The organism is Streptomyces sp. NPDC040410, assembly GCF_055595715.1.
The window spans coordinates 9,847-23,517 of sequence record NZ_JBVIVK010000027.1 but is presented as its reverse complement, the minus strand read 5'-3'; the positions used below and the strand labels follow the sequence as shown (position 1 = coordinate 23,517).

Below are 13,671 nucleotides of genomic sequence, written 5' to 3'. Positions count from 1 at the left end.
GGGCGTGCGCCACCACGGAACCGTCAGCCCACAAAACCCGCAGACCACACCCGCAGGACCGCACGAACGGAAGAGAGCGCCTGATGGCGAACGAAGAGGTACTCGTCGACTCTCTCAAGAGGGTCGCCGCCGAGCTGCACACCACCCGCGAACGCCTGACCGAGGCCGAGGAGAAGCACCGTCAGCCGATCGCCGTCGTCGGCATGGCCTGCCGCTACCCGGGCGGAGTGCGCTCGCCCGAGGACCTGTGGCGGCTGGTCCGCGAGGGCCGGGACGCCATCGGCGAGTTCCCCGCCGACCGCGGCTGGGACCTCGACGCCCTCTACCACCCCGACCCCGACCACCCCGGCACGTCCTACACCCGCCACGGCGGATTCCTCGACGACGCCACGGAGTTCGACGCCGGCCTGTTCGGCATCTCGCCGCGTGAGGCGCTGTCCATGGACCCCCAGCAGCGGGTGCTCCTGGAGACCTCGTGGGAGGCGTTCGAGCGGGCCGGCCTGACCGCGTCGGGGCTCAGGGGCTCCGCCACCGGCGTGTTCGTCGGCGGCGGCTCACCCGGCTTCCTCAGCGGCGCGCAGACCGGTCAGGACACCGCCGAGGGCTATGGCCTGACCGGCGCGTCCAGCAGTGTCTTCTCCGGCCGGATCTCCTACGTCTACGGGCTCGAGGGCCCCGCGGTGACGGTGGACACGGCCTGCTCGTCGTCGCTGGTCGCCCTGCACTGGGCCTGCCACGCGCTGCGCAACGACGAGTGTTCCCTGGCACTGGCCGGCGGGGTAACCGTGATGTCGCAGCCCTCGATGTTCGTCGAGTTCAGCCGCCAGCGGGGCCTCGCGCCCGACGGCCGCTGCAAGGCGTTCGCGGCGGCGGCCGACGGTACCGGCTGGGGCGAGGGCGTCGGCCTGCTCGTCCTGGAACGGCTGGACGATGCCGTGCGCCGCGGCCACCGGGTGCTGGGCGTGATCCGGGGCTCGGCGATCAACCAGGACGGGGCGAGCAACGGCCTGACCGCACCCAACGGCCCCGCGCAGCAACGGGTGATCCACCAGGCCCTCACCCGGGCCCGGCTGCGTCCCGGCGACGTCGACGCGGTCGAGGCGCACGGCACCGGCACCACGCTCGGCGACCCCATCGAGGCGCAGGCGCTGCTCGCCGCGTACGGGCAGGACCGGCCCGACGGACAGCCGCTGTGGCTGGGCTCGGTGAAGAGCAACATCGGCCACACCGCCGCCGCGGCCGGCGTCGGCGGCGTCATCAAGATGATCATGGCCATGCGGCACGGCGAACTCCCGCCCACCCTCCACGTCGACGCCCCCTCCCCGTACATCGAATGGTCCGAGGGCTCGGTACGTCTCCTCACCGAGAACCGCCCCTGGACGTCCGACGGCCGCCCCCGCCGCGCCGCTGTCTCCTCCTTCGGCATCAGCGGCACCAACGCGCACCTGATCCTCGAGGAGGCCGCGCCCGCACCGCAGTCCCTGACCGTGACGACCGCCCCGGCGGCCTTCGACGGCTCCGCCGCCCTTCCCTGGCCGGTCAGCGGCCACAGCCCCGAGGCGCTGCGGTCCCAGGCGGCCCGGCTGCGGGAGTTCGCCCGGGACGCGCGCCCGGCGGACATCGCGCTGTCCCTCGCCGCCACGCGCACCGCCCTGACGCACCGCGCGGTCGTCGTCGGCGCGAGCGAGGCGGACCGGCTCGCCGCGCTGGAGCGGCTCGCCGCCGGGGAGGAGTGCGCCGACGTCGTACAGGGCACCGCCGGCGTGGCGGGCAGGACCGCGTTCGTCTTCCCCGGCCAGGGCTCCCAGTGGGCGGGCATGGCCGTCGAACTCCTCGACACCTCCCCGGTGTTCGCCGCCCGGCTCGCCGAGTGCGCGGACGCCCTCGCCCCGCACACCGGCTTCTCCCTCCTCGACGTCCTGCGCGGCGTTCCCGGGGCGCCCTCTCTGGAGCGGGTGGACGTGGTCCAGCCGGTGCTGTGGGCGGTGATGGTGTCCCTCGCCGAACTGTGGCGATGTTGCGGCATCACCCCGGACGCGGTCATCGGGCACTCGCAGGGTGAGATCGCCGCCGCCTGTGTCGCGGGCGTGCTCTCGCTCCAGGACGCGGCGAAGGTGTCGGCGCTGCGCGCCAAGGCGCTGCTGACGCTGGCCGGACAGGGCGGCATGGTCTCGGTCGCGGACACCGCCGAGCAGGTACGCGCACGCATCGCGGCGGACGGTGGCGGATTGTGGATCGCCGCCGTCAACGGGCCCACCTCCACGGTGGTCTCCGCAGACCCCGAGTCCCTGGAGCGGCTGCTCGCCGGCTGCGAGCGCGACGGCGTACGGGCGCGCCGCATCCCCGTGGACTACGCGTCCCACTCGGCGCACGTCGAGTCGATCCGGACCGCCCTCCTCGACGCCCTGGACGGCATCACCCCGCGCCCGGCCACGGTCCCGTTCCTGTCCACCGTCACCGGCGAGCCCGTCGAGGGCCCCGAGTTGGACGCCGCCTACTGGTACGAGAACCTGCGGCACACCGTGCGCTTCGAGGACGGCGTACGGGCCCTGCTGGAACGCGGCCACACCCGGTTCGTCGAGGTCAGCACGCACCCCGTCCTGACCGTCGGGGTGCAGGAGACGCTGGACGCGGCCGGCGCCGACGGGGTCGCCCTCGGCTCGCTGCGGCGCGACGAGGGCGGTCCCCGGCGCTTCCTCGCCGCGCTGGCCGAGGCCTGGACCCACGGCGCCCCCGTCGGCTGGGCCGCCTGCCTCGCCGGGCACGACGCCCGCACCGTCGGCCTGCCCACCTACGCCTTCCAACGGGCGCGTTACTGGCCCGAGGGCGCCGGTGCCGCGCACCGGGACGTCCGCGCCGCCGGTCTCGGCAGCACCGGGCACCCCCTGGTCGGCGCCACCGTGGCCGCCGCCGACGGCGACCAGCTGCTGCTCACCGGGCGGCTCGCGACGGGCACCCACCCGTGGCTCGCCGACCACGCGGTGGCGGACACGGTGCTGCTGCCGGGCACCGCCTTCGTGGAACTCGCCCTGCGCGCGGGCGACGAGGCCGGCTGCGACCTGGTGGACGAACTCGTCGTCGAGGCACCGCTGGTGCTGCCCGCGCGCGGTGCCGTCCAGCTCCAGGTGGTCGTCGGCGCCGCCGACGCGGACGGGCGGCGGCCGCTGTCCGTGCACTCGCGGCCCGAGCAGACCGCCGACGCCGAGGACCCCTCGGCCGGCTGGATCCGGCATGCCTCCGGCACGCTGGCCCGCGGCAGCGGCGGCACCGGCGAGACGCTCGCCGCCTGGCCGCCCCCGCAGGCGCGCCCGCTGGACCTGGACGGTTTCTACGAGGGGGCGGCCGAGGCCGGCTACGGCTACGGCCGGGCCTTCCGGGGCCTGACCGCCGCGTGGCGGGACGGCGACGACGTCTACGCCGAGGCCGTGCTCCCGCCCGGGCAGCACGAGCAGGCCGGCCGGTTCGGCCTGCACCCGGCGCTGCTCGACGCCGCCCTGCACGCCGCCCGGCTCGGCGACTTCTGCTCCGCCGGCGACCGCCCCCGTCTGCCGTTCGCCTGGTCCGAGGTGGCCCTGTACGCCACGGGCGCCTCCCGGCTGCGGCTGCGCATGTCCCCGGCCGGACAGGACGCGGTGTCCCTGGAGATAGCCGACGCCGCCGGCGCCCCGGTCGCCTCGATCGGTGCGCTGGCCCTGCGGCCCCTCGACACCGAGCGCCTGCGGGCCGCCTCGGGCACGGGTGACGGCTCGCTGTTCAGGCTGGAGTGGGTGCCGCTCGCCGAGCCCGAAACGCCCGAGCCGGTGCCCTGGGTGCAGGTGTCCGGGGCCACGGCCTGGCCCGAACTGGACGGTCTCGCGCCCCGCCACGCCGACCTGGACGAGCTGGCGGACGCGCAGGCCGCGGATGGTGCCGTGCCCGGTCGTGTCGTGGTGCCGCTGGCCCCCGCCGCCGGGGAGACGACCGCGGCGGCACGTACGGCGGCCGAGGGGGCGCTCGCGTTGGTGCAGCGCTGGCTGGCGGACGACCGGTTCGCGGCCTCGCGGCTGGTGCTGCTCACGCGGCGGGCGGTGAGCACGCAGCCGCACGAGGACGTCACCGACCTCGCGCACGCCCCGGTGTGGGGGCTGCTGCGGTCCGCGCAGGCGGAGCACCCGGACCGCCTGTCGCTGCTGGACCTGGACGGCACACCGGAGTCGTACCGCGCGCTGGGCGCATCGCTCGCCTCGGACGAACCCGAACTCGCGCTGAGGGAAGGCACCCTGAGCGCTCGTCGACTGGCGCGAGGTGATGCCACCGGCGGGCTCGTACCGCCGGAGGGGGTGGCCGCCTGGCGGCTGGAGAACCCCGAGCCGGGCACGCTGGACCGCTTCCGGCTGGCCGAGAGCCCCGAGGCGGCGGCGCCCCTCGCGCCCGGCCGGGTCCGGGTCGCGGTACGGGCCGCGGGCCTGAACTTCCGGGACGTTCTCCTCGCGCTCGGCATGCGGCCGGGCGACGCCTCCCTGCTGGGCGGAGAGGGCGCCGGCGTGGTCACCGAGGTCGCGGACGACGTGACGGACCTGCGCCCCGGCGACCGGGTGATGGGCCTGTTCGAGGGCGCCTTCGGTCCCGTCGGCGTGGCCGACCGGCACAGGGTGACGCGGATCCCGGCCGGCTGGTCCTTCGCCGCCGCCGCGACCGTACCGAGTGCCTACCTCACGGCGTACTACGTCCTGGTCGACATGGGCCGCGTGCGGCCGGGCGAGCGGGTGCTCGTGCACGCCGCCGCGGGCGGCGTCGGCATGGCCGCCGTCCACCTCGCCCGGCACCTCGGCGCCGAGGTGTACGGCACCGAGAGCCCCGCCAACTGGGACGCCCTGCGTGCCCTCGGCCTCGACGACGACCGCCTCGCCTCCTCCCGCACCCTCGACTTCGAGGAGCGGTTCCGCACCGCCACCGACGGCCACGGCATGGACGTCGTCGTCAACTCCCTGGCCCGCGAGTTCGTCGACGCCACCCTGCGCCTGACGGCGACGGACGGCGGCCGGTTCGTCGAGATCGGCAAGAGCGACATCCGCGATGCCGCCGAGGTCGCCGCCGCCCGTCCCGGTGTCTCGTACCAGGCGTTCGACGTGCTCGACGCGGAGGCCGACCGTATCGGGGAGATCCTCACCGAGCTGGGCGTACTCGCCGAGCGGGGTGTGGTGCGGCCGCTGCCGGTGACGGCCTGGGACGTCCGGCGGGCCCCGGAGGCCTTCCGGCACATGAGCCAGGCCCGGCACACCGGCAAGATCGTGCTGACGATGCCGACGCCGCTGAACCCCGAGGGCACGGTCCTGATCACCGGCGGCACCGGCTCACTCGGCGCCCTGACCGCCCGTCACCTGGTCACCGCCCACGGCGCCCGGCACCTGCTGCTGGCCGGCCGACGCGGCCCGGACGCGCCCGGCGCCCACCGGCTGCGCGAGGAACTCGCCGCGCTGGGCGCCGACGTACGGATCGAGGCCTGCGACGTGGCGGACCGCGAGGCGCTCGCCGCGCTGCTCGCCTCTGTCCCGGCGGAGCGTCCGCTGACCGCGGTGGTGCACACGGCAGGGGTGCTCGACGACGCGGTGATCGACGCGCTCACCCCCCGGCACCTGTCTCGGGCGGCCCGGCCGAAGGCGGACGCCGCCTGGCATCTGCACGAGCTGACCGCCGACGCCGACCTGTCGCTGTTCGTGCTCTATTCGTCGGCCGCCGGTGTGCTCGGCGCCGCCGGGCAGGGCAACTACGCGGCGGCCAACGCCTTCCTCGACGCGCTGGCCCGGCACCGCCGCTCCCACGGGCTGCCGGCGCTGTCCCTGGCCTGGGGCCTGTGGGAGCAGGACGGCGGCATGACAGGCGAGCTGGATGCGGCGGACGTCGAGCGCCTCGCCCGGCAGGGCATCACCGCGCTCACCGCCGACGACGGCCTCGCCCTGCTGGACGCGGCCCTGGCCGCCGGCTCCGGAGAGGGCCTGCTCGTCCCCGTGGCGCTGTCCACCGCCGCCCTGCGTACCCGGGCCGGCGCCGAGGGCCTGCCCCCGCTGCTGCGCGACCTGGTCCGGATGCCAGCCCGGCGCGGCGCCGCCGGCGCGCAGGGCTCGGCCGGCTCGCTGGCCGCCCGGCTCCAGGGCCTCACCTCGGAACAGCAGGAGGCGCTGCTCACCGAACTCGTCCAGGAGCAGGCCGCCGGCGTGCTCGGGCACAGCTCGCCGGGCTCCCTCGACGCGTCCCGCACGTTCAAGGACCTCGGCTTCGACTCACTGACCGCCGTGGAACTGCGCAACCGGCTCGGCAAGGCGACCGGCCTGCGCCTGCCCACCACGCTGGTCTTCGACCATCCCACGGTGGCTTCGGTGACCGGGCTGCTGCGCACCCGGCTGCTGGGCGACCAGGCACCCGCGCCGGCGGCCCCGGCCGGGACGGCTCCCGCGCCCGCCGACGACGACGCGATCGCCGTCGTCGGCATGGCCTGCCGCTACCCCGGCGGGGTGAGCTCCCCGGATGAGCTGTGGCGTCTGGTCATGGCGGGCACCGACGCGATCGGCGAGTTCCCGGCGGACCGCGGCTGGCCGGCCGACCTGTACGACCCGGAGCTGGGCAGGCCCGGCACCAGCAGCACCCGGCACGGCGGATTCCTGTACGACGCGGCCGAGTTCGACCCCGCCTTCTTCGGTATCTCGCCACGCGAGGCCCTGGTGACGGACCCGCAGCAGCGGCTGCTGCTGGAGACGGCCTGGGAGGCGCTGGAGGACGCCGGCATCGCGCCGCACGCCCTGCGCGGCAGCCGGACCGGGGTGTTCGCCGGCGTGATCTATCACGACTACGCCACGGCCGCCGTCCAACTCCCGGCGGACGCCGAAGGGTTCCGGATGACCGGGACCTCAGGTGCCGTCGCCTCCGGCCGGATCGCCTACACCCTGGGCCTGGAGGGCCCGGCGATCACCGTCGACACGGCCTGCTCCTCGTCCCTGGTGGCCCTGCACCTGGCGGCCCAGTCGCTGCGCAACGGCGAGTGCACGCTCGCGCTCGTGGGCGGAGCCACGGTCATGGCCACTCCGGCGCCCTTCGCGGGCTTCTCCCGGCACCGGGGCCTGTCACCCGACGGCCGCTGCCGGGCGTTCGGCGACGGCGCCGACGGCACCGGCTTCGCCGAGGGCGTGGGCCTGCTGGTCGTCGAGCGGCTCTGCGACGCCGTACGCAACGGGCATCCCGTCCTCGCGGTGGTGCGGGGCAGCGCCGTCAACCAGGACGGGGCGAGCAACGGTCTGACCGCGCCCAACGGCCCCTCGCAGCAGCGGGTGATCCGGCAGGCGCTCGCGGGTGCCGGGCTGCGGCCCGGCGACGTCGACGTGGTCGAGGCGCACGGCACCGGCACCGTGCTCGGCGACCCCATCGAGGCGCAGGCGCTGCTCGCGACATACGGGCAGGACCGGCCGGACGAGCGGCCCGTGCTGATCGGCTCGGTCAAGTCGCAGATCGGGCACACCCAGGCGGCCGCGGGCGTGGCCGGGGTGATCAAGATGGTGCAGGCCATCCGGCACGGCGTCGTGCCGGCGACCCTGCACGCCGACCGGCCCTCCACCCACGTCGACTGGTCGGCGGGCGCGGCCCGGGTGGTCACCGAGACCACCGACTGGCCGGCGACGGGCCGCCCGCGGCGGGCCGCCGTCTCCTCCTTCGGGATCGGCGGCACCAACGCCCACGTGATCGTCGAGCAGTGGGACGAACCCGTGCCGCCGGACGGCCCGGAACCCGCTCCGGAACGCACGGCGCACGTCCTGCCCCTGTCGGCGATGACCCCGGCGGCGCTGCGGGAACTCGCCGGACGCTATCGCGGCCTCCTGGCAGAGGACTCCGGGCAGTTGGCCGACGTGTGCCACGGCGCGGGCACGGGACGCAGCCACTTCGCCCACCGCGTCGCCGTGGTGGGCGGCTCCGCCGCCGAGGTACGGGGGCGGCTCGACGAACTGCTCGACCCGGCACGGGCGGACGACGACCTGCCCGCCGGCGTCCGCACCGGCCGGGCCGGCCAGGACGGCACTCCGCGTCCCGTGTTCCTGTTCACCGGCCAGGGCGCGCAGTACGCGGGCATGGCGAAGACCCTGTACGCCACCGAGCCGGCCTTCCGCCGTGCCCTCGACACCTGCGACGAGATCCTGCGCCCGCTGCTCGTGCGCTCCCTCAGGAGCGTGCTCGACCCGGCGCCCGAGGACGCCGGGCTGATCCACGAGACACGCTTCACGCAGCCCGCGCTGTTCGCCGTCGAGTACGCCCTGGCCGAGCTGTGGCGCTCCTGGGGTGTCGAACCGGCGGCCGTGCTCGGGCACAGCGTCGGCGAGCTGACCGCGGCCTGCGTGGCCGGCGTCATGGACCTGGAGGACGGGCTGCGGCTGGCCGCGCTGCGCGGCCGGCTGATGCAGGACCTGTGCGCCGAGGGCGCGATGGCGGCGGTCCAGGCCCCGGCGGCGCTCGTCGCCGACGCCGTGGCCCGGTTCGCCGGCGAGGTCGCCGTCGCGGCGGTCAACGGCCCGGAGAGCGTGGTCGTCTCCGGCGCGGCACCGGCACTGCGGGAACTCCTCGCGGAGCTGTCCGCGCGGGGCGTGCGCACCCGGCCGGTCACCGCCAACCGTGCCTTCCACTCCCCGCTGATGGACCCGATGCTGGACACCTTCGAGAAGGAGGCCGCGCGCATCACCTTCCGGGCGCCGCGCATCCCGCTCGTCTCCAACGTCACCGGCGGCCTGCTCACCGGCGAGGACGCCTTCAGCGCCGCGTACCTGCGCGAGCACGTACGCCGCCCGGTGGACTTCCTGGCGGGCATGAACACCCTGTACGACAACGGCCACCGCCTCTTCGTCGAGACGGGCCCCGCGCCGGTGCTGGCAGGCATGGCAAGGCGGTTCGCGCCGGGCGGGGAACGCCCGACGGTGTTCCTGCCGTCGCTGCGCCCGGAGCAGGACGACTGGCGGGTGCTCGCCGACAGCCTCGGCGCGCTGTACGCGCTGGGCGCCGACGTGGACTGGGCCGGCTTCGACCAGGGCCGCCTGCGGCGCCGGGTCGCCGTACCGACGTACCCCTTCCAGCGGGGCAGGTACTGGCTGACCGCGGCCCCGGCCGCAGTACAGGAGCCGGGGCAGCAGGCGGCGCCGGAGGAGCCCGTCGCAGCAGAGCCCGCGGCGGAACGAGCCGAGCCGGTGCCCGAGACGGTGCCCCGGATCGTGGCCCGGGCACTCGGCATGAGCGCGGCGGACCTCGACGTCCAAGAGCCGCTGCGGAACCTGGGCATGGACTCCCTGATCGCCATGGAGATCCGGGAGGCCGTGCGCGCCCGCCTCGGCGTCACCGTGCCGCTGGTCGCCTTCCTGGAGGACCATCTCGGCGCAGCCGCACTGGCCGAGCTGGTCGTCTCCGGTGGCTGCGAGGCACCGGAGGGAGACGCCGGAACCACCCCCGCGGAGACGGAACCCGCGTCCGGGCAGCGGCACCTGCCCGCGCTGGTCACCGACCCGGCCGGACGCCACGAGCCCTTCCCGCTCACCGACCTGCAGCAGGCGTACCTCGTCGGCCGCGGCGACGCCTTCGAACTCGGCAACGTCTCCACGTGCTTCTTCACCGAGGTCGACGTCGAGGACGTGGACCTCGACCTGCTGGCGCGCACCTTCCGGCGGCTGATCGACCGTCACGACATGCTGCGGGCGATCGTGGGCCGGGACGGCACCCAGCGGGTCCTGGCCGAAGTGCCGCCGTACGAGATCCCGGTCGTCGACCTCACCGGCAGCGCCGACCCGGCCGAGCGCGAGCAGGCGCTGGAGGCGGTGCACGAGGAGTTGCGCACCCGCGTCTTCGACACGGAGCTGTGGCCGCTGTTCGACCTCCGCGCCACCCGCATCGACACGCGCACCACCCGGCTGCACATCGGCTTCGACGCGCTGATCATCGACGGGTGGAGCACGGCCCTGCTGGTGCGCGAACTGGTGGCCGGCTACCGCGGCGAGGCGCCCGAGCGGGCCGAACCCGCGCTGACCTACCGCGACTACGTCCTGACCGCCCGCCAGGTGGAGGACACCCCGCACTACCGGCGCGCCCTGGAGTACTGGCGGGAGCGGGCCGCCACCCTGCCGCCCGCGCCTGACCTGCCGCTGAAGGTGAGTCCGGGCACCATCGTGCGCCCTGAGTTCACCCACCGCGTCGCCCGCCTCGACGCTGCCGCGCTGACCCGGTTCAGGCAGTACGCGGCAGCCGCCGGGGTCACCCCCTCGGCCGCCCTGGGCACCGCCTACGCACAGGTGCTCGCGGCGTGGAGCAAGTCACCGCACTTCACGCTGAACCTCCTGGTGTTCAACCGGCTGCCGCTGCACCCGGACGTCGGCAGGGTCATCGGCAACTTCAGCGCCACCTCTCTGCTGGAGGTGCGCAGCACCGCGGCCGACCCGTTCGCGGAGCGGGCCCGGCGCGTCCAGAAGCAGCTGTGGCAGGACCTGGAGCACAGTCACGTCAGCGGTGTGCGGATCCTGCGCGAGATCAACCGCGCGCGGGGCCGCGCGGGCCGCGCGTCGATGCCCGTCGTCTTCGCCTCCACGGTGAAGGCCGCGCAGGAACAGCAGGGGACGCACGGCACCGGCTACGTCGCCCCGCTGACCCGGCTTGGCACATCGGGCCGCGAGGTCCGCAGCTCGGTACGGACCCCGCAGGTGTGGCTCGATCACCAGGCCGTCGAGGACGCCGGCGAACTCGTCCTCAACTGGGACGTCGTGGAGGACCTCTTCCCCGACGGGGTGATCGACGCGATGTTCGACGCGTACGTCGGCCTCGTCACCGAACTGAGTGAGGACCCGGAGGCCTGGCGGCACCCGGCGCACGCCCTGACGCCCACCCCGCAGCTGGAGGTGCGCCAGGTGGCGAACGCGACGGCGGCACCGCTGCCCGCGGGGCTGCTGCACGAGCCGTTCCTGCGCCAGGCGGCCGACCGGCCGGACGCGCCCGCGGTCATCACCGCCGACCGCACGCTGGGCTACGGCGAACTGGACCGGCTCACCAACCGCTGGGACCGGGTGCTGCGGGCCCGCGGGGTGCGGCCCGGCGACCTCGTGGCGATCGTGATGGAGAAGGGCTGGGAGCAGGTGGTCGCCGCGCTCGCCGTCCTCAAGGCGGGCGGCGCCTACGTGCCCATCGACGCGGGCGTGCCGGCCGAACGGCTGCGCCTGCTGATGGACACGGCCGGGATCTGCGTGGCGCTGACCCAGTCGGGGGTCGACTCCACGACCGACTGGCCGCGGGAGACGGTCCGCCTGTGTGTCGACGGCGGCGGCGCGGACGCCGAGAGCGACACGCCGCTGCCCGCCGCGGGCACACGGCCCGGTGATCTCGCGTACGTCATCTTCACCTCGGGCTCCACGGGCGTGCCCAAGGGCGTGATGATCGAGCACACGGGGGCGCTCAACACCGTCCTGGACATCAACGAGCGCTTCGGTGTCACGCGGGACGACCGGGTCCTCGGGCTGTCGGCGCTCAACTTCGACCTGTCGGTGTACGACGTGTTCGGCATCCTGGCGGCCGGCGGAGCGCTGGTGCTGCCCGAACCGCGGGCGCACCGCGAACCGGGCCGGTGGGCGTCGCTGGTCACCGAGCACCGGGTCACGGTGTGGAACAGCGTCCCGGCGCTGATGCAGATGTTCACCACGCATGCCCTCGCGCAGCAGGACCTGCCCGAACTGCCGCTGCGGGTGGTCATGATGAGCGGCGACTGGATCCCGGTGAACCTGCCGGACGCGATCCGGCGGCTGCTGCCCAGCGCGTCGGTGTGGAGCCTGGGCGGCGCCACCGAGGCGTCCATCTGGTCGATCGCCCACCCGATCACCCACGTCGACCCGGAGTGGACGAGCATCCCGTACGGCAGGCCGCTGCGCAGCCAGCGCTTCCATGTGCTGAACGAGGCGCTGCAGCCCTGCCCCGACTGGGTGCCGGGCGACCTGTACATCGCGGGCATCGGCCTGGCGCGCGGTTACCTGGGCGACCCGGTCAAGACCAAGGCCGCGTTCTTCCGGCACCCGGCCACGGGAGAGCGGCTGTACCGCACCGGCGACCTCGGCCGGTACCTGCCGGACGGCACCATCGAGTTCCTCGGCCGTGAGGACTCCCAGGTGAAGATCCAGGGCTACCGGATCGAACTGGGCGAGGTCGAGGCCGGGCTGCTGAACTGCCCCGGAGTGAAGGAGGCCGCGGCGGTCGCGGTCGGCGAACGGCAGACGTCGCGGCGCCTGGTCGCGTACGTCGTCCCGGAGGAGGGCCGCACTGCGGCCCAGGAGGCGCTGCGGTCCGCGCTGCGCACGCAGCTGCCCGAGTATCTGGTGCCGAGCCGGATCGTCGTCCTGGACCGGATGCCGCTGAGCTCCAACGGCAAGGTGGACCGGTCCGCCCTGCCCGCCCCCGACGGGCCCGCCTCGGCGGACACCGCCGTCGTGGCGCCGCGGGACGAGCTGGAGGCCGCCCTGGCCGGCATCTGGGTGGAGTTCTTCCCCGGCCGTGCGCTCGGCGTCACGGACGGCTTCTTCGACCTGGGCGGCGATTCCCTGCTCGCGGTCCGGCTGATGGCCCGCATCCAGCACGTCACCGGCCACGCGCTGCCGCTGTCCACGCTCTTCGCCCGGCAGACCGTCGAACTTCTGGCCGAGGCGGTCCGCGAGGCCGACGGGACGGGCGCGGGTACCACGGCCCGGCGTGCCGCGATGGTGCCGGTGCGCACCGAAGGAACCCGCACCCCCATGGTGTTCGTCCACCCGGTCGGCGGCGACGTGCTCTGTTACGCCGAGCTGGCGAAGCTCCTCGGGGACGACCAGCCGTTCTACGCGCTTCAGGTGCCGGACACGGACAGCCCGCTGGACACGGTGCCACGCCTGGCCGCCCACTACGTGGACGCGCTCACCGCGGAACTCCCCGAGGGGCCCTATCGGTTGGGCGGCTGGTCCATGGGCGGTGTGATCGCCCTGGAGATGGCCGGGCAGCTCACCCGGGCGGCCCACGAGGTCGAACTGGTCGCGGCCGTCGACCTGATGCAGCCGCCGGGACCGGCCGAGCATGGGCCCGTGGACGACGCCTCGCTGATGACCTGGTTCGCCGGTGACCTGGCGGGGCTGTCGGGCCGCAGCTGGGACAGGCCCGCCTCGGCTCTCGCCGGAACACCGGACCGCTCATCGCTGGTGGCGCTCCACGAGGAGCTGTGCCGGGCCGGGGTCCTGCCCGCGGACGTCGACCGCGACACCCTCGGCCGCATCGTCGACCGCTTCGCCCGCAACTCCCGGGCCCTGCTCCGGCACGAGCCGACGCCCTACTTCGGCCGGGTCCGCTTCTACCGCGCCGCCGACGGCGGCGCCACGACGGACACCGCCCGGCGCTGGATGAAGCTCCTGTCCGCAGACGCCCGGGTGGTGGACCTGCCCGGCGATCACTACAGCGTCATGCGGGGCGCCAACCTCCGCATGCTGGCCGACGATCTGGGCCGGGAACTGGCTGAGGGCTGAGGGCTGAGGGCGGTTCCAAGACGTGGGGGGCGGGGGGGGGGCCCCCCGCCCCCCCCCCCCCTTTGTTTCCCCCCCCCCCGATCTGTCTGTCCCCTTTCCTCTTCTCTTCCCTCGGCCTTCCCTCTCCTCTTTGTCCTTTCCCCTAACGCAG

General features: G+C 74.9%; 1 pseudogene. It reads left to right on the top strand.

What is annotated here, in order from left to right:
- Window positions 1-83: 83 nt before the first annotated feature.
- Window positions 84-13,451, top strand: a pseudogene (locus tag ACZ562_RS33920) (amino acid adenylation domain-containing protein); the annotation flags it as partial.
- Between the last annotated feature and the right edge of the window lie 220 nt (window positions 13,452-13,671).